The sequence below is a fragment of the Kitasatospora sp. NPDC058032 genome (assembly GCF_042885845.1).
Taxonomy (GTDB): domain Bacteria; phylum Actinomycetota; class Actinomycetes; order Streptomycetales; family Streptomycetaceae; genus Kitasatospora.
On the sequence record NZ_JBHVRK010000005.1, the window covers coordinates 254,341 to 273,985 of the forward strand.

The window sequence follows — 19,645 nt, forward strand, 5'->3', positions numbered from 1 at the left end:
GCCCCCGTGACCACCGAGTCGGTGACCACGCCCGCCGGGGAGGCCCGGATCACCCTGCACCCGGCGTCCGCGCCGCGGGCGGTGCTGGCCCTGGGGCACGGCGCCGGCGGCGGGATCGAGGCGCGCGACCTGGCGGCGCTGGCCGCCGCCCTGCCGGCCCGCGGGGTGTCGGTGGCGCTGGTCGAGCAGCCCTGGCGGGTGGCGGGGCGCAAGGTGGCGCCGGCGCCGAAGACCCTGGACGCGGGCTGGGTGCCGGTGGCCGGGCGGCTGGCCGGGGCGGGTCTGCCGCTGCTGGTGGGCGGGCGCAGCGCCGGGGCGCGGGTGGCCTGCCGGACCGGGGCGCAGAGCGGGGCGGTGGGCGTGGTGGCGCTGGCGTTCCCGCTGCACCCGCCGGGCCGGCCGGAGCGCAGCCGGGCCGAGGAGCTGCTGGGGTCGGGGCTGCCGACGCTGGTGGTGCAGGGGGCGGCGGATCCGTTCGGCGGGCCCGCGGAGTTCCCGGAGCTGCCGGACTCGCACGAGCTGGTGGCGCTGCCGGTCGGCAACCACGGCTTCGAGGTGCCGAAGCGGGCGGCGGTGGGGCAGCGGGAGCTGCTGGACCTGATCGTCTCGGCGGTCGGTGACTGGGTGCTGCGGGTGGTGTGAGACCGGTCACCGGGGCCCGGGAATGCGGGCGGGGCCCGCGTGGTTGTGACGGTCGTCAGTTGGCGTCCCGGTGGAAGGCAGGGCAGATGGGTTCGATCGCGTGCCCCGAGCGACCGGACGAGCGCGAGGCCTTCGCGCTGTCCTGGCCGGAGTGGCCGGCGGCGGGCGAGAAGCCCGTCGGCCCGATATCCTCGCTTTCGGGGCGGCCCGCCGTGGGCCGTGTCCGTCATGCCGAGGAGGTGGGTCCGGTCGTCGGGACCGAGCACGAGGCCGAGCCGGGCCGGGGCCCGGAGGAGGGCCGGCCCGCGGGCGAGGCGCTCACCGGTGAGGAGCTGGCCGAGGCGATCGGTGAGGACACCTTCCGGGTGTCGGCGGAGGAGAGCGAGGAGGCCCGGCGGGAGCGCTTCGAGCGCGACGCCCTGGGCTACCTGGACCCGATGTACTCGGCCGCCCTGCGGATGACCCGCAACCCGGCCGACGCGGAGGACCTCCTGCAGGAGGCGTTCGCGAAGGCGTACGCGTCGTTCCACCAGTTCCGCGAGGGCACCAACCTCAAGGCGTGGCTGTACCGCATCCTCACCAACACCTTCATCAACTCGTACCGCAAGAAGCAGCGGGAGCCGCAGCGCACCGCCGCCGAGGAGATCGAGGACTGGCAGCTGGCCCGGGCCGAGTCGCACATGTCGACGGGTCTGCGCTCGGCGGAGACCCAGGCTCTGGACCACCTCCCGGACAGCGATGTGAAGGACGCCCTCCAGGCCATCCCGGAGGAGTTCCGCATCGCCGTCTATCTCGCGGACGTAGAGGGCTTTGCGTACAAGGAGATCGCGGACATCATGGGTACTCCCATCGGTACGGTGATGTCCCGGCTGCACCGCGGCCGCCGTCAGTTGCGCGGCATGCTGGAGGATTACGCCCGTGAGCGCGGGCTGGTCCCGGCCGGCAGCGGGGCAGGGCAGGAAGCGAAGGGCTCGGGCTCATGAGCTGCGGCGATCCGCACGACACCGAGTGTGGCGAGGTCCTCGACCACCTCTACGAATTCCTCGACAACGAGATGGCCGAGGGCGACTGCGTCAAGCTGCGCGTGCACTTCGAGGAGTGCTCGCCCTGCCTGAAGCAGTACGGGCTGGAGCAGGCGATCAAGGCGCTGATCAAGCGTTCCTGCGGCTGCGACGACACCCCGGCCGACCTGCGCGGCAAGGTACTGGCCAGGATCGACTCGATCCGGGCCGGGCAGCGGTCGGGCGAGGCGGTGGTGGTCGCGGTCGAGACGGCGGTCGAGGTGCACGCCGAGTCGGCCGGTGAGCCGGCCGGTCCGGGCCGTGCCGCGGAGGCGGCGGCCGGAACCTGAGGCGCGGCGGACGGCGCACACCGGACGATGTGGACGTGAACGGCCCCGGGAGCGGATGCTCCCGGGGCCGTCGTCTGTCCGCGTCCCCGGCGGCCCTGGCACACCGTCACTCGTTCGGATGAGTTGGCGGTGTGCCAGCAGCGGCATTGCGCGATCACGCGTCCCGGCGCGGGAGCGGCGTCCTATCCTCCTGACGGACGCTCACCGCCGCCCGTACGCCGCCGCCTCGGCGAGCGCGGGCGGCCGGCGGCCCGGGACGGCGGGCCAGGGCGACGCGGGCCGGCACGCGGGGAGGTCGATATCACCATCGCTACCGACAGTGGAGACGCGGACCTGCCGCCGGGCGCGGCGCGCTACCTGGTGGCCGTGCCGGCGGTGGCGCTGTGCTGCCTGCTGCCGCTGCTGCCGTTACCGGCCCCGGTGCCCGGGGCGCACTGGCTGGGTGCCCCGGTGGACTGGCCGAAGGTCGGGCTGCTGGCCTTCCTGCACACCTGCTGGGAGTCGCTCGCCCAGGGCCTGTCGACGCCCTGCCTGCGGTTGGCGTGGCTGCTGCTGCGCCGTCCGCCGCTGCGACCGCGCCGGCCGGTGCGGCCCGGCGTCAACGCCTTCTTCCCGGTGCTGTTCGCCGGGGTGCTGATGCTGCCGCCGGCCGCCGCCGGGCTGGTGGCCGTCCCGGCCGCGCTGCTCGGGGCCGCCGAGTCGGAGGGCCGGCGGCGCCAGGCGTGGAACGGCGCGCAGCTCGCGCTGTCCGCCTTCGCGGCCTCGGCGGTGTTCCACCTGCTGGCCGGTCCGCAGCTGCTGCTCGGCTCCCGCTTTCCGGCCGCGCTGCTGCCCGCGTTTGCCGCGCTCGGGGCGTTCTGCCTGGTCAACGGTGTTCTGGTGGGCGGCATGCGGGTGCTGGCGGAGGGCCGGCGGCCGGCCGAGCTGCTGCGCGACGCGTCCGCCGCCGCATGGGTGCCGGTGCTGCTGCACGCGGCGGGCGGGCTGATGCTCGCCGTGCTGTGGCAGGGCCCGTACGGCGCGTTCGCGGCGCTGCTGGCCCTGCTGCCGCTGTCCGTCTCGGCGTGGGTGTTCGCCCAGGGGCACCGGGAGCGCGACGCCCACCAGGCGACCGTCCGGGCGCTGGTCCAGGCGGTGGAGATCAAGGACGCCTACACCCGGGGCCACAGCGAACGGGTCGGCCGGGCGGCGGTGCTGATCGCCGATCAGCTGGGCATGGAGGCCGAGCGGCTGCGCACCCTGCGCTACGCGGGCATCCTGCACGACGTCGGCAAACTCGGCGTCGCCACCGAGCTGCTGCGCAGAAACGGTCCCCTGACCGAGGCGGAGCGCCGGGCCGTCGAGGTGCACCCGGTGCACGGGTACGAGCTGGTGCGCGGGATCGCCTTCCTCGGCGAGGCGCACGCCGGGATCCTGCACCACCACGAGCGGATGGACGGCCGCGGCTACCCGGCCGGGCTGGCCGGCGAGCAGATCCCCGAGTTCGCCCGGATCATCTCGGTCGCCGACGCCTTCGACTCGATGACCTCCACCCGGTCCTACCGGCGCGGCCGGCCGGTCACCGAGGCGGTCGCCGAGCTGGAGCGCTGCTCGGGCAGCCAGTTCGACCCGGTGATGGTGCGGGCGCTGGTGGACGCGCTGGCCGTGCACGACTGGCAGCCGGTGCTGCCGCCCCCGGACTGCATCAAGGCGGTGCCGGACATCCCGCTCGGCGTGCCCGAACCGGCGCCCCGGGCGGCCCCGCGCGGGGTGCCCGCCCAGGGCGGCGGCGTGCCGACGACCGGGCCCTCATGAGCACCCGGCACGGTTCGCGGTCGGGCGGTGAGCGGCCGGGCGGTGCGAAGCCGGGCGCGTCGGCCGCACCGGGAGGCGCGCGCCGGAAGCCGGGCGCCGGGCGTGCGGGTGCGCGACTGGGGTGCGCCGGCGCGGTGTGCGCCGTGCACGGTGCGGCGCTCGCACTGCTGGCGGCGTCCCTCGGGGCGGTGGCGGTGCGCGGTCCGGCCGAGCCGGGGGTGGCGCTGGCCTTCACCGCGCTGATCGCCCTCGGCGAGTGTGTGCGGATCACTCTTCCGGGCGACCGCGAGCAGGCGCCGATCGGGGCGGCGGGCGCGCTGGCGTACGCGCTGCTCGGGCCGCTGCGCGGGCTGCCGGCCGGGCCCGGGGTGCTCCAGGTGGTGGCGGTGACCGGCGTCGGTCTGCTGCTGGCGCTGCTGCCGGCGGCGGGCCGGGCGGCGGCCGGTGCGCGAGGGTCCGGGCGGTCCGGGCCGGCGCCGTGGCACGAGCGGGCCCGGCGGGACGGTGCGGCGCGCCGGCTGCTCGGGGCGGGCTTCGCGGCCGCCGTGTTCCAGCCGCTCTACAACAGCGGTGTGGTCGACCGGTTCTCCGCCGACGGCCCGGCGTACGGCGCGTTCCTGACGGCGGTGGCCGCGCTGGCCACGCTCTGCGACGCGGTGCTGGCGGCGCTGCTGCGGCGGGCCCGCGGCGGGCTGCGGTTCCCGGCGGCGCTGGAGGACGAGCTGCGCTCGCTGTTCGGGGTCGGCACGGCGATCGCCGCCACCGGCATGCTGGTGAGCCTCGCCGCCGGGGAGGTCGGGCTGTGGGCGCTGCCGCTGTTCTGCGCGCCGCTGCTGCTGGCCCAGGTGTCGTTCCGGCGGGCGGCGGCGGTGCGGGCCACCACCGGGCAGACCATCGCCAGCCTGGCCAAGGCCACCGAGGTGGCCGGGTACACGCCGCCCGGGCACGCCCGCCGGGTCGCCGACACGGCGTGCGCGGTCGGCCGCGAGCTGGGTCTCGGCACCCGTGAGCTGGCGCTGCTGGAGTACGCGGCGCTGATGCACGACGTCGGGCAGCTGTCGCTGGTGGAGCCGGTGCCGGACGGGGCGACGGCGCTGCTGCCGGACGAGGAGCAGCAGCGGATCGCCCGGCTGGGCAGCGAGGTGATCCGGCGCACCGGGGTGCCGCGGCGGGTGGCCGAGCAGGTCGCCCGGCTGGCCGACCCGTTCCCCGGACCGGACGGCGGCGGGCGCCCGGTGCCGCTGGCGGCGCGGATCATCCGGGTGGCGAACGCGCACGACGACCTGCTCACGGCGGCCCGGGGGCGCGGCGTGGGGGAGGCGGTGGGCCGGCTGGAGGTGCTGGAGGCGCTGCGGCTGGAGCGGGGGCGGGTGTACGACGCGAGGGTGGTGGACGCGCTGGTGCGGGTGCGCGGCTGAGCGCGCGCCCCCGGCTCCGGCGCCCGCGGCCGGGCCGGGCCGCGGGGCGTCCGGGGTTGAGGCGCCGGGGCCGGACGGGCAGGCTGGGGGAGGGGCCGGAAACGGGCCGGGACGGAACCGGGCAACCCCGGCGGTGGGGAGCGCGGGCGGCGGCCGTCGTGGTTGGATGCGGTCGTAGCGTGGAAAACCGACCCGGGACACCGGGCCCGTGACGCGGGAGCGGTCGCGGGACTTGAGCGGACGACGACGGCAGGGACGAACGTGAGGATCTTCCACCGGGCACGGCACCGGCCGTCCGCCACCTGGCGGCAGACGACCGACCGGGCTTTCACGCTGATCGGCGACGGCCGCTATGAGGACGCCGGCGCCCTGCTGGTGATGGCGGCCGACCTGGAGCCGTGGCTGTCGGACTCGTGGTTCAACCTGGCGCTGCTGCACAAGTTCCGCCGCGACTGGGAGCAGGCCCGGGCGGCCGGGCTGCGGGCGGTGGCGCTGCTGGACCGCGAGCAGGGCGCCCCGGACTGGTGGAACCTCGGCATCACCGCGACCGCGCTGCAGGACTGGCCGCTGGCCCGCCGGGCCTGGCAGGCGTACGGGCTGAAGCTGCCCGGTGGCCCGGGCGGGCGCGAGGAGGGGCCGGTCAGCCTGGACCTCGGGACCACCCCGGTGCGGCTCTCCCCGGACGGCGAGTCCGAGGTGGTGTGGGGCCGCCGGCTGGACCCGGCCCGGATCGAGGTGCTGTCGATCCCGCTGCCGTCCTCCGGCCGCCGCTGGGGCGAGGTGGTGCTGCACGACGGCGCCCCGCACGGCGAGCGGGTCACCGACGGGGTCGCCTACCCGGTGTTCGACGAGATCGAGCTGTGGGCGCCGTCCCCGGTGCCGACGTACGTGGTCCTGCTGCAGGCGGCGACCGAGGCGGACCGGGACGCGCTGGAGCGGCTGGTCGCGGACGCCGGCTACGCGGCGGAGGACTGGACGTCCTCGGTGCGGCTGCTGTGCCGGGCCTGCTCGGAGAGCCGGATGGCCTCGGACGACGGGCACACCGCCCACCACGACCCGCACGACGACGGGGACGCCGCGCACCCCGGCCACCTCAGCCACCTGAGCCCGGGCGCGGGCGGGATGTCCTGGCTGGCCGAGCGCGAGTGCGGGATCGCCGCCCCGGCGCACCTGGTACGGGTGCTGCTGGACCGCTGGGCCGCCGCGTCGCCGGGAAGCCGGGCCTACCGGGATCTCGAAGAGGTCTGCTGAGCGCGCTGAGTACCCTGGTGCGGTACGCGTAGGCCTAGGGAAGCGGAAGACATGGCGGAGCAGGACCAGCACGAGCACGACGAGACCCCGAAGGTGGTCGGCGAGCAGCCGGACCTCTCCAAGGGCACGGCGCGCCCGATCACCGTCTACGGCAACCCCGTGCTGCACCGCGAGGTGAAGGACGTGACGGCCTTCGACGGCGAGCTGTCCGCGCTGATCGACGACATGTTCCAGTCGATGTACGCGGCGGAGGGCGTGGGCCTGGCCGCCAACCAGATCGGCGTGGACCTCAAGGTCTTCGTCTACGACTGCCCGGACGACGAGGGCGTGCGGCACATCGGCCACGTGGTCAACCCGGTGCTGGAGGAGTTCCCGAAGGACCGCAAGCGGGTGCTGGACGACGGCAACGAGGGCTGCCTGTCGGTGCCGACCGCCTACGCCGAGCTGCCCCGCCCGGACTACGCGGCGGTGACCGGCCAGGACAAGGACGGCAACCCGATCCGGGTCGAGGGCACCGGCTTCTTCGCCCGCTGCCTGCAGCACGAGACCGACCACCTGTTCGGCTTCCTCTACATCGACAAGCTGTCGAAGCGGGACCGCAAGGACGCCCTGCGGCAGATGGCCGAGGGCACCGCGCGCTACGCGACCGTCCTGAACGACTGACGTCGCCCGGACACGCCGGAGGGCCGGTGAGCAGCAGCTCACCGGCCCTCCGGCGTGTCCGGCAGGTGTCCGGGGTCAGCCGCGGGAGCGGGCGGTGGAGTCCCGGGCGACCAGGACGGGGGTGAACAGGTAGTCCCGGGCCCGGCCGCCGTGGCCCTCCAGCTGGCGCCAGAGCGCGTCGGCGACGGCGGCGCCCATCTCGTCGATCGGCTGGCGGACGGTGGTGAGCGGCGGGTTGCTGTGGGCGGCGAGGTAGCAGTCGTCGTAGCCGATCACCGAGAGGTCGCCGGGGACGCTGCGGCCGGCCTCGCGGGCGGCCTGGACCACGCCGAGGGCCATCAGGTCGCTGCCGGCGATCACGGCGGTGACGTCCGCGTCGAGCAGTTGGCGGGCGGCCGCCGCGCCGCCGGCGATGGAGTAGGCGGACTCGGCGTACCAGTCGGCGGGCGGCTCCCCGCCGAGCAGCTCGCGCATCGCCCGCCGGTAGCCGTCCAGGCGGTTGAGCGAGGGGCGCAGATAGCCCTGGCCGCCGGCCAGGCCGATCCGGCGGTGGCCGAGTTCGCGCAGGTGGGCGACGGCGATCCGGGCGCCGAGCGCCTCGTCGGTGGCGACGGTGGGGACGGCCAGGCCCTCCACCCGGCCGCTGACCAGCACCATCGGGATGCCGCGCTCGTGCAGCAGCCGGTAGAAGCCGTGGTCGGCGTTCGGGTTGGCGTGCCGCCCGGAGACCAGGACCAGGCCGGAGACGCCCTTGCGGAGCAGGACGTCGATGTAGCCGAGTTCGGCGGTGCCCTGGCGGGTGGAGGTGCCGACCACGGCGGTGAGGCCGTGCTTGGCGAGCTGCACCTCGATCGCGGAGGCGAGCAGCGGGAAGACCGGGTTGTCGAGTTCGGGGACGACGATGCCGATCAGTGCGCCCTGGTGCGGGTCGTAGCCCTGGTCGGGCTGCCAGCCGAGCTCCCGCATGGCCTCGGCGACCTTCACCTTGGTGTCGTCGGAGACGCCCGGCCGGTCGTTGATCACCCTGCTCACCGAGGCGGCGCTGACGCCCGCCCGGGCGGCGATGTCGCGCAGTGACGGGCCGCTCAATTGGTCCTCCGGTCTGGTCCGGCCTGCATCTTACAAAGCCCGGTGCGACAGGCCGCGCACCAGGATGAAACGATCTTAGCAACATATTGCGCAACAGTTTCATCGCCGTTACGGTTCCCTCGTCGGCCCCGATAAGCGGAATGCCGTCATCCGTCAGCCTGTCCACCCGCCCCGAGGAGCCCCATGGACCCGGCCAGCAGCCACCGCCTCGCCGCCCGCCACCAGCCGCACCACGACGGGTCCGCGCGCTACGTCGGCGACCTCGCCCCGCGCCTCGGGCAGCACGTCGACCTGCTGGTCCGGGTGCCCGCCGGGCAGGAGGTCGAGCGGGTCTTCCTGCGCTCCGTCCCGGACGGCGAACCGCACTTCACGGCCGCCGTCGTCGACCGCGTCGACGACACCGGGACCACCTGGTGGCGGGCCGCCCTGGAGATGGTCAACCCGGAGATGAACTACCGGTTCTGGCTGCACACCCCGGACGGCGGGCGCTGGCTCACCGCCGCCGGCCTGCACGACCACGACCTGCCGGACGCCACCGACTTCCGCCTCACCACCCACCCCGCGCCGCCCGCCTGGGCCGCGGACGCGGTGGTCTACCAGATCTTCCCGGACCGCTACCACCGCTCCGGCGACTCCCCGCTCGCCGCCTGGGCCGGCCCGGCCGACTGGGACACCCCGCTGCGCACCGGCGACGCGGAGGCCCTCCAGCAGATGTACGGCGGCGACCTCTGGGGCGTGGTGCGCAAGATCGACCACATCCAGCGGCTCGGCGCCACGGTGATCTACCTGACCCCGTTCTTCGAGGGCCGCTCCAACCACCGCTACGACGCGGTCTCCTTCGACCGGGTCGATCCGGCGCTCGGCGGCGACGAGGCGCTGATCGCCCTCACCACCGAGGCGCACCGGCGCGGCATCAGGGTGATCGGCGACATCACCCTCAACCACTCCGGCGACCAGCACGCCTGGTTCCGCACCGCGCAGTCCGACCCGGCGAGCCCCGAGGCCGGCTTCTACTTCTTCGGCGACGGCGGACCGGACGACTACGCGACCTTCCTCGGCGTGCGCACCCTGCCGACCCTCGACCACCGCTCCGCCGAGCTGCGCCGCCGCCTCTACGAGGGCCCCGGCTCGGTGATCGCCAAGTACCTCGGCGCGCCCTTCCACCTGGACGGCTGGCGGGTCGACGTGGCGCAGATGGCCGGCCGGCGCGGCGACGTCGAGCTCAACCACCTGGTCGCCACCACCACCGCGGCCACCGTCCGGGCCGCCAACCCCGACGCCGTCCTGCTCGCCGAGCACCAGCACGACGCCTCGCTCGCCCTGGCCGGCGACGGCTGGCAGGGCACCATGAGCTACGCCGGCTTCACCCGGCCGGTCTGGAGCTGGCTGGTCGAGAAGCACGACCAGAAGGACTTCTGGGCCGTCCCCGGGCCGATCCCCGACTACGACGCCGCCCGGGTGCGCGCCACCATGACGGCCTTCGGTGCCGCGCTGCCCTGGCGCAGCCGCGCCCACAACCTGACCCTGCTGGACTCGCACGACACCGCCCGGTTCCGGACCTTCGCCGGCCCGGAGCGGCAACTGCTCGGCGCGGCCCTGCTGTTCACCCTGCCCGGCATCCCCATGGTGTTCTCCGGCGACGAGGTCGGGGTGCTGGGCGAGGGCCTGGAGGAGGGCCGCAAGCCGTTCCCCTGGGACGAGTCCGCCTGGGACCAGCAGACCTGGCGCACCTACCGGGACCTGGTCCGGCTGCGCCGCAGCCACAGCGCGCTGACCGGCGGCGGGCTGCGCTGGCTGGTCGCCGAGGGCGACGTCCTGCTGTTCGAGCGGGAGGACGAGCGGGAACGGATCCTGGTGCAGATCAGCCGGGCCGACCACCCGCCGGTGGCGGGGGAGTGGCACGCCACCCACCTGCTCGGCGGCCCGCAGCTGGTCCCCGGCCGCGACCTGCCCAACGAGGGCCCGGCCGTGCACGTCTGGTCGGTGGCCCGATGAGCGCCGACACCGCCTGGGCCGGCGCGTCCGGAGGGACCGCCCGGCGCGGCGAGCCCGCCGTGCGCCGGGGTCGGATCGAACGGATCCCCGGCTTCCGTTCCGAGCTGCTGGGCAACGAACGGGACCTGCTGGTCCACCTGCCGCCCGGCTACGACGACCGGCCGGACGCCGACTACCCGGTGCTCTACCTGCACGACGGCCAGCAGGTCTTCGACCAGGGGCAGCAGCCCACCTGGGCGGTGGACCGGACGCTGGAGGCGCTGTACGCGCAGGGGCTGATCCCCGAGCTGATCGCGGTCGCCGTGCCCAACGCCGGCGCCGACCGGGGCGTCGAGTACTCCCACGTCGCCGAGTACTGGCGCACCCCCGGCACCCCGCTGAAGGGCCACCGCTACGAGGCCTTCCTGACCGACGAGGTCAAGCCCTTCGTCGACGCCCGCTACCGGACCAGGACCGGCCCGGAGCACACCGCGCTGATGGGCTCCTCGATGGGCGGCCTGGTCACGTACCACATCGCCTTCCGCCGCCCCGAGGTCTTCGGCCTGGCCGCCGTCCTCTCCCCGTTCCTCACCCACGTCGACCCGGAGAGCCTCGGCGAACGCGTGGTGCACGAGCGCTACCGGCGGCGCGGGCCGCGGCGGATCTGGCTGGACATCGGCGGCCGGGAGGGGCTGATCATGGCCCGGCCCGCCCGCGAACTGGCCGGCCGGCTGGTCGACGAGGCCGGCTACACCTCCGGCGCCGACCTGCTCTACTACGAGGACCCGGCCGCGCCGCACCACGAGAACGCCTGGCGCCCGCGCGCCCGGCACGCGCTGCTGCACCTGTTCGGCGCGCCCTCCCCGGTGAGCTCGCTCACCGTCGAGCCGCGGATCCTGCTGGCGCCCGGCGAGACCTGGAGCGCCGTCAACCCGGTCGCGGTCCGCGCCGACGGCGTGCGGTACACCGCGCTGGAGGCCGGCTACCGGGTCGAGCGGCCCGGGGTGGCGGCCGTCTCGCCGCACGGCGGACTGCGCCCGCTGGCCGCCGGGTGCACGGCGGTCACCGTCCGGGCCCACGGGCTGACGGCGCGCACCGAGGTCGCGGTCGACCCGGAGCTGCCGGCCCGCCCGGTGCTGGAGGTCACCGTGACCGTCCCGCCCGGCACCCCCGACGACGCCCCGGTGATGTTCGGCCCGCTGCCCTGCGCTCCGGCCGGGCCCGGCCGGTTCCGCGGACGGATCGCCGTCCCGCGCGGCACCGGCTTCGACGGCGGCGTCTCGCGCGGCTGGGGCCTGGACGCCGTCGACGCCGACGGCCGGCGGGTGCTGCACCCGCTGCGGGTCGACCGCGACACCAGGCTCGACCTCACTGTCGAGCGCTGGTACCGGCCGGCGGACGGCATCTGACCCCCGCCCCCGCGACCCCCACCCCCCGCGACCCACCACCGCACCCCTCCCGGACGAAGGAGTCTCGGACCATGCGCCACCGGATCCCCCGCCCCCGCAGAACCGCCGCACTCGGCCTGCTCGCCCTGCTGGTCACGGCCTGCGGCGGCACCTCGCCCTCCGCGGGCCCCGCGCCCGCCGGCGGCACCGCCGCCGCGGACGGGCCGATGACCGCCCCGCCGATCACCGCCGACGGGGGCGACCTGGTGATCTGGGCCCAGACCCAGCAGGCCGCCGCCCTGCAGCCGCTCGCCGACCGCTTCGGCAAGGAGCACGGCGTCAAGGTCACCGTCGCCCCGCAGTCCGTCAACACCCAGCAGGCGTACGTCACGGCCACCAACGCCGGCAAGGGCCCCGACCTCGTGGTCGGCGCCTCCGACTGGCTCGGCAACCTGGTGCAGAACGGCACGGTCGCCCCCGTCCCGCTGACCGCGCAGCAGAAGACGCTGTTCCAGCCCACCGCCCTGGCGGCCGTGGCCCAGGGCGGCCAGCAGTACGGCGTGCCGTACGCGACCGAGACCCTGGTGCTGTTCCGCAACACCGAACTGGCCCCGGCCGCCCCCGCCACCTTCGAGGACCTGGCCGGCACCGCCCAGGACGCCGTCCGGGCCGGGAAGGCCGAGGTCCCGCTGGCGCTGCCGATCGGCCAGCAGGGCAACGCCTACGCCCTGCAGCCGCTGTTCACCTCGGCCGGCGGCTACCTGTTCGGCGGGAAGCCGGACGGCGGCTGGGACACCGCGGACCTCGGGGTCGGCGGCCCGGGCTCGATCGCGGCCGGCGAGCTGTTCAAGCAGTACGGGGAGAAGGGCGCCGGGCTGTTCAACCGCTCGGTGGACACCAACGCCATCTCGCTGTTCACCGGGCGCAAGTCGCCCTACCTGGTGGCCGGGCCGTGGGCGCTCGGGCAGGTCAAGCAGGCCGGCCTGCCGTACGCGATCTCCCCGGTGCCCGGCTGGGCCGGCAAGGAGCAGGCCCGTCCCTTCATCGGCGTGCAGGCGTTCTACCTCTCCGCCAAGGCGAAGAACCAGCCGCTGGCCCAGGAGTTCCTGCTGCGCGCGATCGGCTCGGAAGAGGGCCAGCTGGCGCTCTACCAGGCCTCGCCGGAGCCGCCCGCGCTGACCTCCGCCCTCGCCAAGGTCTCGGCCGGCGACCCGGACATCGGCGCCTTCGCGGCCGCGGGCGAGGCGGGGCAGCCGCTGCCGACCATCCCCGCGATGAACGCGATCTGGGGACCGCTCGGCCAGGCCGAGGCGAGCATCGTGGCCGGCGCCGACCCGGCGGAGACCATGCGCCAGGCCGGCGAGGCCATCCGCGCCGCCCTCGGCGCCGGCCACTGACACACTCCCCGGCGCCCCGCGCCCCTCCCGGACGGACCAGGGACCACCCCCATGACCTCCCCCACCCTTCAGGACAGCAGGCGTCCGGCCCGCCCCGCCGACGCCCCGATCCGCCCGCCCCGCCGGGCCGGCGCACTGACCGCGCAGCTGGTGAAGCTCGCCCTGCTGTCCGGGGTCGCCGCACTCGCCCTGTTCGCCGCGCCCAAGCTCTACGGGGCCGGCCACTGGGCCGGCCTCGGCGTCCTCGCCGCCGGGACCGGGGCCACCTTCTGGATCTACCTCTCGCCGCGCCGGCTCGCCGCCAAGTACCTGCTGCCGGCCACCGTGCTCTTCCTGGCCTTCGTGGTCTACCCCGTGCTCCACATCGTCGCGGTCTCCTTCACCGACTACGGGGACGGGCACCTGCTCACCAAGGACCAGGCCGTCCGCACCCTGGTCGACAACTCGGTGGAGCCCGTCCCCGACGGCCCCTCGTACACGCTCACCGTCGCCACCGAGCCGGCCGGCGGCCCGCTCGTCCTGCTGCTCACCGACCCGGCGACCGGCCGGACCGAGGCCGGTACCGCCCACGGCCTGGCCCCCGCCCCGGCCGGGACGGTGACCGCGCCCGACGGCCGGGTGACCACCGCGCCGGGCCTGCGGATCCTCACCCCGGGCCAGGTCAACGGCCGCGCCCAGGAGCTGAAGGACCTGAGGGTCCCGGTGGACGGCGGCTTCGTGGTCGGCCAGGGACTCTCCTCGGCCACCACCGCCCGGCCCACCCTGGTGCACGACGCCCGGGCCGACACCCTCACCGACACCCGCACCGGCACCGTCTACCGCTCCGGCGACGGCCGGTTCACCGCCGACGACGGCTCCGGACGGACCCTGCCCACCGGCTGGCACCGCACCGTCGGCTTCGCCAACTTCACCGCCGTGCTCACCAGCCCGGCCGTGCGCGGCCCCTTCCTCGGCGTGCTCGCCTGGACCTTCGGCTTCGCCGCGCTCTCCACCGGCGCCTCCTTCGCGCTCGGCCTCGGCCTCGCCTTCACCCTGCACCACCCGCGGCTGCGCGGGCAGCGGGCCTACCGCTCGCTGCTGCTGCTCCCGTACGCGATGCCCGCGTTCATCGGCATCCTGATCTGGCAGAGCATGTACAACCGGGACTTCGGGCTGCTCAACCAGCTGCTGCACACCCGGATCGACTGGCTCGGCGACACCTGGAGCGCGCGCTTCGCGGTCGTCCTGACCAGCCTGTGGCTGGGCTTCCCCAACATGCTGCTGATCTGCACCGGGGTGCTGCAGTCGATGCCCGCCGAGCTGAACGAAGCCGCGCGGATCGACGGCGCCGGGCCGTGGACGGCCTTCCGGGCGGTGACCTTCCCGCTGCTGCTGGTGGCCGCCTCGCCCGTGCTGATCTCCTCCTTCGCCTTCAACTTCAACAACTTCAACGCCGTCCAACTGCTCACCGGCGGCGGCCCGTTCGACGGCGCCGGCGGGACGGCCGGCTCCACCGACATCCTGATCAGCTACACCTACCGGGTGGCCTTCGGCGGGCAGGGCGCCCAGTACGGCTTCGCCGCCGCCCTGTCGATCTTCATCTTCCTGCTGGTCGGCCTGATCACCCTGGTGGGCTTCCGCCGCACCCGGGCCCTTGAGGAGCTGAACGCATGACCACCACCGCCCGATGGCTGCGCCGGTTCGGCTGGCGGCACCTGGTCGCCGTCCTCGCCGTCTGCTTCGCGCTCCTCCCGCTGCTCTTCGTGTTCTCCGCCGCGCTCAACCCGCTCGGCACCCTGCAGTCCTCCACGCTGCTTCCCGAGCACGCCTCGTTCGCCAACTTCACCGCGCTGTTCACCGACGAGCAGTACCCGTTCGGCCGCTGGCTGCTCAACACGGTGCTGATCTGCGGCAGCTTCGCCGTGCTCAACGTGCTGCTCGGGGTCTGCTCGGCGTACGCGTTCTCCCGCTTCCGCTTCCGCGGCCGGCGGGTGGGGCTGCTCACCGTCCTGCTGGCCCAGATGTTCCCGCAGTTCCTCGCGGTCGTCTCGCTCTACCTGCTGTTCGCCGGGATCGGTGACGTGCTGCCGGTGATCGGCCTGGACACGCCCTGGGGACTGCTGCTGGTCTACCTGGGCGGGGCGATGGGCGTGAACACCTGGCTGATGAAGGGGTACCTGGACACCATTCCGAAGGAGATCGACGAGGCCGCCAAGATGGACGGGGCCGGGCACGCGCAGATCTTCTTCCGGATCATCCTGCCGCTGGCCGCGCCGATGCTGGTGGTGGTCGGGATCCTCTCGCTGACCACCGCGCTCAACGACGTCATCCTGGCGGGCATCTTCCTGACCTCCAACGAGTCCAAGACGGTGGCGGTCGGCCTCTACGGGATCATCTCCGGCCAGCAGGACCAGAACTACGGCCTCTTCGCGGCCGGGGCGCTGGTCACCTCGCTGCCGGTGATCCTGGTCTACCAGTTCCTCCAGCGCTACCTCGCCCAGGGCCTCACCGCCGGCTCGGTCAAGGGCTGAGCCGACGGCGGCCCGCGGCGTCAGGAGGTGACGAACAGCCACTCCGGGCCGTAGGTGAAGCGGGGGTCGACGGGCAGCTTGATGCTGTTGATCTTCTGGGCGGTCCGGCGCAGGTCGCCCATCAGGCCGATCGCCGGAAAGATGTCCGCCCCGGTGGGTCCCCACGCGGCCTCCAGGGCGCGCAGCATGTCGCTGTACTGCTGGTTGAAGGTGTGCAGGAGGGCGGCGGTGGGCGCGTCGGGCGCGTTGGGGGAGCCGGCCCAGCCGCCCTGGGGGACCCGGCCGACCGGGAAGGTGTCCGGCAGCGGCACGTCGGGACCGATGAAGTCGAACGTCCCCGTCCGCTCGTCGCGGACGAACCTCTTGCCGACGGCGATCTCCTTGAACGCGTAGTAGTGGGCGAGTTCTCCCGGGGTGCCGGGGAAGGGGTTCTCCGGGGAGGCGGTGGTGCCCTCGCCCTGGGCCTGGATGACGTGGATGGCGGTCAGGACATCGCCGAGGGCGTTCATCGGGACGATGTCGTTGCCGGCCCCGTGGCTCGACCCGAGGGGGAAGCTCACCTGCCGCTGACCGGTGAGCAGGTGGGCGAACTTGGGAAAGACGTCGGCGATCCGCTGGTAGAAGGCGCCGATGGTGTTGCCGTCCGCGGCGAAGCCGAGCGGGTGCTCGGGCTTCTCGACGGCGGCGAACAGTGCGGCGGAGTCCCGGGTCAGCCCGCTGAGGAACACCTCGAGACCGGGGTTGACGCCGCCGGGCAGCTCACCGGGGTACTTGGGGACGGTGAGCGGGTCGGTGAGCACGACCGTGCCGCCGATGCTGGTGAGCATGTTGCAGACCAGGCCGAAGTGCGACATCTCGTCGAAGACGATCTCGCGGATGGTGTGGCGGACCGGCTTGGTGTTGTCCGGATCGGTGATCGACCAGAGCGCGGTGGCGTACGGCGGGATGGTGGAGAGCTCCAGCATGATCGCCCGCTGCAGCGCGTCCTTGAGCTCCTGCTCGGTCCAGTCGTCCTCCGCGATGTTCATCAGCTGGACGATCGCGTCGCTCTCGTAGTCCAGAACCCCGGTGGCCATGATGCGTCCCCTTTCGATCGCTCGTGGCCGGACCGTAGCCGCGAACCGATCGCACACGGACACATCCCTCCGTCGCAGCCCACGAGTTCACCCGGACGCCCGCACCTGCCCCCACCACCCCCTCCCCGCGGGGAGGGGAGCAGGGCCGCTCACGATCAGCAGCCTGTCGACGGCGCGTTCACCCCTGGTGTGCCACGGACTGCCCGGTGACGGCGTCGATGAACTCGACCGTGCCGGAGCTCTGGGTCTCGCCGGGCTTGATGAGGTTGACCACCCAGCAGGGCCGCCACTGTCCGTCGATCTGCTTCGCCAGGAGGAAGGTGGTGTCCGCGCGGGATCCCGGCACGGCAGCGAGGGCCCGTTGCTTGGCGGCGTCGGCGGTGACGGTGGGGTGCGGCAACTGGGGATCGGCGTCCCAGCGTGCGGATGACGCCATGACCCGGCCGGAGGTGGAGACGGTGATGTCCAGGCGCATGGGCATCAGGACGTTGTCGGCGTTGTAGCGGCGGTAGGTGAGCATGTAGGCGCCGCCCGCGGTGTCGGTGGAGGTCAGGGTCGGAGTCACGGCCCGCGTGAGGTCGGAGAACCAGGCCGCCGCGAAGTCGGTGCCGACCTTGAGGACCTGGTCCCTGGTGAGCGGCCCGGGGTCGATCTGGCTGTTGGCCGAGGCGCTATTGAGAAGGCGTCCGGTGGGCCACTCGATCCGGAATTGGCCGCGGTCGGTGGTGGCGTCGAGGATCGGCTCGGTGGGCCTCTCGGGGACGGTGGTCAGGCGGGTGGTCTGCAGCAGGGTGCCGGGGCCGAAGAGCTGGGCGGCGATGTGTTGGGGTATCTCGGTCTCGTCGGTCGCGGAGTGCGCGTTGAAGCCCGCGGCATCGTGATGGAGCGGTACGCACAGCCAGATGACGGCCGTGACGGCCGCGAGGCCGGTGCCGGCTGTGGCGAGGCCGTGGAGGCCGTCCCGGCGTCCGAACAGCGGCTTGTGGCGGCGGAGCCACAACCAGAGGACCGCGGCAACCGTGCCGATGAGCGCACCGAGAACGTTGTCGACGAGATCCGCGGCGTCGCAGGAGCGGCCGGTTCGCAGCAGGGTCTGGCACACCTCGGTCGCGGCGGAGAGCACCGCGCACGCCGCGAGGACGGTCAGGGGCCGGCGCAGGACCAGCGTGGCGAAGAACGCGAGCGGCACGTAGAGGGCGATGTTCATCAGCCCCTGCAGAGTGGTGGCCGTCTCCCACACCCCGCTGCCGATCGAACAGGTCGGCTTCCCGGCCGACCCGGTGACGGTCGGCGTCAGCGTCGCCGCGACCTCTCCTGCCAGCGACAGCCCCCAGAGCACTGCGGCGGCCGCCGGCCACTGCCGGGGCCGGGCTTGCCACAAGGCCACGGTTCCGAGGAGCAGGCCGAGCACGGCGAAGACGGGGAAGAGGGCGGGAGCTGAGGAGAGAATCGCTTCGATCATCGGTCTTCCGGGATGCGGTCGGGCAGTAGCCCGGGGAGGGCGCAGGCTCGGCCCGCGCCCTCCCCGTGTTCGGTTCGGTCTGTCAGATCAGCAGGGGTGGTCCGGCGGGGTCTGGAAGGTCTGCTGCCCGGAGACCCACATCTGGCCGACCGCACTGCAGTTCGCCGGCAGCGAGACGAAGCCCCAGCTGTAGCTCTTGGTTTCGCCGGCGTTCTGGTAGAACGCCCCTTGGTCGTAGTGGGTGTTTCCGCCCTCCTGGTACGAGAACCGGGCGAGGATCTGGCCGCCCGAGTTCTTCTTGTACTGGATGGCCGTGAGCGCCGAGTACGAGCTGCTGCCGTGCCACGAGCCGTTCTCGGACCAGAACGTCAGGGTGCCGCTGCTCAGCGAGGTGCTGACGATGCCGGGAGCGGTCACGGTGCCGTCGTTGAGCACGGCGGAAGCCCCTCCCGTCGTGGACATCTCCGACAGGTGGTTGCCCTTGTCCGCCTTCACGGCTGGAGCGGCCTGGGCGTTGACGGTGGTCATGAGCGGCACGAGCGCCAGCGCCGCGGTGATTCCGAGTCGTACTATCGCCGTACGCACCCCGTTTGCCGGGGTTGCGGTCTTCGCCATGATGTCCTCCCAAAGCGCATCAAGATGGCGGGGAGGGGGGTCCGCGTTGCAGCGCGGCCCCCCAGCCCACAGATTGAGACCGGGTAGCCCCTTGCGTGGCATGGCCCGGCAGGTCGAAAGCCTTCCGCATACCTCCGATCCGAACAAGCGGACCAGTTGGCGATCTTCATCCCGCTTTGTGTGGGATCCCACTCCCCGACTGCCACCGAGAGTAATCATCTGGCGGCGTCGAGTATCAAAGATCCAGCAACTTCCATCAGCAGTCACTTCAGAGCGTGACGTTACGCTTACATAACGACCCCCTCTTGTCTCATGCCGCAGGCTTTCAGGCGGCTGGCATATCCGGGCGGTGCCGCTACTCCTTGCAGGACCAGAGGGGGCCCGCCAATGGACCCCACCCACCTGCCGCGCCCGGCGCGATCGCCGGGCGCGGCGGGGAGCAAACTCGGTGGATGGGGTTGGTGACAAGCTCGCTGGGCGGGGTTCCGAGCGGCTGAACCTCGTTGTGGTGCCCCGCGCGGCTGTGGCCGTGCTGGGCACCTCTGCGTTTGTCCGCTTCTTTGGATGAAGCTCAGGGTCGGCGGGTGGTGATGGTGATCGGGTGGGTGGTCCAGCTGGTGAGTTCGCCGACGTAGAGGGTGACGTTCCAGAGGCCGCCGCGGGCGATGCCGTCGCCGCCGCCCGGGCCGATGCAGATGCGGATGAAGTCGCGGTGGGCCGCGCGGATCGGAAGCGGGCGGGCGCGCTCCCAGAGCACGGGCAGTGCGTGGTCGAGGCTCGGGAAGACGACGGGCAGCAGGATGCCCGAGATCGTGGCCCGGACGGCGGCGCGGTCCTCGTTCTTGGCAGGGGTCAAGGGCGGGGAGTTTCCGGGCAGCTGAAACGACGGAGGTGCCCCGCGCGGGGGGGGGCGCGCGGGGGCCCGCTCGCTCGTGGTTTGTTACGAGAAGTCGTCGGCGAAGGGGACCGCGGCCGCCACGGCGCCCGGGGAGGCGGGGAACCCGCGCACGAAGAA

The 19,645-nt window shown here is 73.8% G+C and carries 17 protein-coding genes; 12 read left to right on the top strand and 5 right to left on the bottom strand.

Annotation, left to right across the window (positions count from 1 at the left end; translation table 11 throughout):
• Window positions 1–6: 6 nt before the first annotated feature.
• The 7 genes from ACFVUH_RS11155 to def all read left to right on the top strand — a co-directional run bounded on the left by ACFVUH_RS11155 (window position 7) and on the right by def (window position 7,119).
• On the top strand, window positions 7–642 hold the full coding sequence (locus ACFVUH_RS11155) for an alpha/beta family hydrolase (protein WP_387912543.1): 636 nt from the start codon (window positions 7–9) through the stop codon (window positions 640–642).
• A gap of 239 nt (window positions 643–881) precedes the next feature.
• Window positions 882–1,625, top strand: coding sequence for a sigma-70 family RNA polymerase sigma factor (locus tag ACFVUH_RS11160; protein WP_355364035.1), 744 nt, complete (start codon window positions 882–884; stop codon window positions 1,623–1,625).
• Window positions 1,622–1,993, top strand: a complete 372-nt coding sequence (gene rsrA / locus ACFVUH_RS11165) for a mycothiol system anti-sigma-R factor (RefSeq protein WP_387912545.1) — start codon at window positions 1,622–1,624, stop codon at window positions 1,991–1,993. Before ACFVUH_RS11160 ends, rsrA begins: the two co-directional genes overlap by 4 nt.
• Before the next feature lie 366 nt (window positions 1,994–2,359).
• Complete coding sequence (locus ACFVUH_RS11170) at window positions 2,360–3,787, top strand: HD-GYP domain-containing protein (RefSeq protein ID WP_387912547.1); 1,428 nt, start codon at window positions 2,360–2,362, stop codon at window positions 3,785–3,787.
• A gap of 143 nt (window positions 3,788–3,930) precedes the next feature.
• Window positions 3,931–5,205, top strand: coding sequence for an HD-GYP domain-containing protein (locus ACFVUH_RS11175; RefSeq protein WP_387912779.1), 1,275 nt, complete (start codon window positions 3,931–3,933; stop codon window positions 5,203–5,205).
• Between the two features lie 261 nt (window positions 5,206–5,466).
• On the top strand, window positions 5,467–6,456 hold the full coding sequence (locus ACFVUH_RS11180) for a tetratricopeptide repeat protein (RefSeq protein WP_380681859.1): 990 nt from the start codon (window positions 5,467–5,469) through the stop codon (window positions 6,454–6,456).
• Between the two features lie 51 nt (window positions 6,457–6,507).
• Complete coding sequence (def, locus tag ACFVUH_RS11185; RefSeq protein WP_355363840.1) at window positions 6,508–7,119, top strand: peptide deformylase; 612 nt, start codon at window positions 6,508–6,510, stop codon at window positions 7,117–7,119.
• 75 nt (window positions 7,120–7,194) lie between these two features.
• Here def and ACFVUH_RS11190 read toward each other — a convergent pair whose 3' ends face one another.
• Window positions 7,195–8,208, bottom strand: coding sequence for a LacI family DNA-binding transcriptional regulator (locus tag ACFVUH_RS11190; RefSeq protein ID WP_355363843.1), 1,014 nt, complete (start codon window positions 8,206–8,208; stop codon window positions 7,195–7,197).
• Between the two features lie 183 nt (window positions 8,209–8,391).
• On the opposite strand from ACFVUH_RS11190, the gene ACFVUH_RS11195 reads away from it, so the two are divergent.
• From ACFVUH_RS11195 to ACFVUH_RS11215, 5 genes are all read left to right on the top strand, one after another.
• Window positions 8,392–10,203, top strand: a complete 1,812-nt coding sequence (locus ACFVUH_RS11195) for a glycoside hydrolase family 13 protein (RefSeq protein WP_387912549.1) — start codon at window positions 8,392–8,394, stop codon at window positions 10,201–10,203.
• Window positions 10,200–11,591: an alpha/beta hydrolase gene (locus ACFVUH_RS11200; RefSeq protein WP_387912550.1), complete on the top strand. Its 1,392-nt coding sequence runs from the start codon at window positions 10,200–10,202 to the stop codon at window positions 11,589–11,591. The genes ACFVUH_RS11195 and ACFVUH_RS11200 overlap by 4 nt, the downstream gene beginning before the upstream one ends.
• 71 nt (window positions 11,592–11,662) lie before the next feature.
• Window positions 11,663–12,967, top strand: a complete 1,305-nt coding sequence (locus tag ACFVUH_RS11205; protein ID WP_387912551.1) for an extracellular solute-binding protein — start codon at window positions 11,663–11,665, stop codon at window positions 12,965–12,967.
• 51 nt (window positions 12,968–13,018) lie between these two features.
• Window positions 13,019–14,620, top strand: a complete 1,602-nt coding sequence (locus ACFVUH_RS11210) for an ABC transporter permease subunit (protein ID WP_387912553.1) — start codon at window positions 13,019–13,021, stop codon at window positions 14,618–14,620.
• Window positions 14,617–15,477: a sugar ABC transporter permease gene (locus ACFVUH_RS11215; protein WP_387912555.1), complete on the top strand. Its 861-nt coding sequence runs from the start codon at window positions 14,617–14,619 to the stop codon at window positions 15,475–15,477. The genes ACFVUH_RS11210 and ACFVUH_RS11215 overlap by 4 nt, the downstream gene beginning before the upstream one ends.
• A gap of 20 nt (window positions 15,478–15,497) precedes the next feature.
• On the opposite strand, the gene ACFVUH_RS11220 is transcribed toward ACFVUH_RS11215, so the two are convergent.
• The 4 genes from ACFVUH_RS11220 to ACFVUH_RS11235 form a co-directional block, all read right to left on the bottom strand.
• On the bottom strand, window positions 15,498–16,553 hold the full coding sequence (locus tag ACFVUH_RS11220; RefSeq protein ID WP_387912556.1) for a ferritin-like protein: 1,056 nt from the start codon (window positions 16,551–16,553) through the stop codon (window positions 15,498–15,500).
• Window positions 16,554–16,731: 178 nt separating this feature from the next.
• The gene (locus ACFVUH_RS11225) at window positions 16,732–18,015 is read right to left on the bottom strand and encodes a VanZ family protein (protein WP_387912557.1); all 1,284 of its coding nucleotides are present in this window, start codon (window positions 18,013–18,015) and stop codon (window positions 16,732–16,734) included.
• 87 nt (window positions 18,016–18,102) lie between these two features.
• Window positions 18,103–18,630: a hypothetical protein gene (locus tag ACFVUH_RS11230; RefSeq protein ID WP_387912558.1), complete on the bottom strand. Its 528-nt coding sequence runs from the start codon at window positions 18,628–18,630 to the stop codon at window positions 18,103–18,105.
• A 571-nt stretch (window positions 18,631–19,201) separates the two neighbouring features.
• The gene (locus ACFVUH_RS11235; protein ID WP_387912560.1) at window positions 19,202–19,486 is read right to left on the bottom strand and encodes a hypothetical protein; all 285 of its coding nucleotides are present in this window, start codon (window positions 19,484–19,486) and stop codon (window positions 19,202–19,204) included.
• Between the last annotated feature and the right edge of the window lie 159 nt (window positions 19,487–19,645).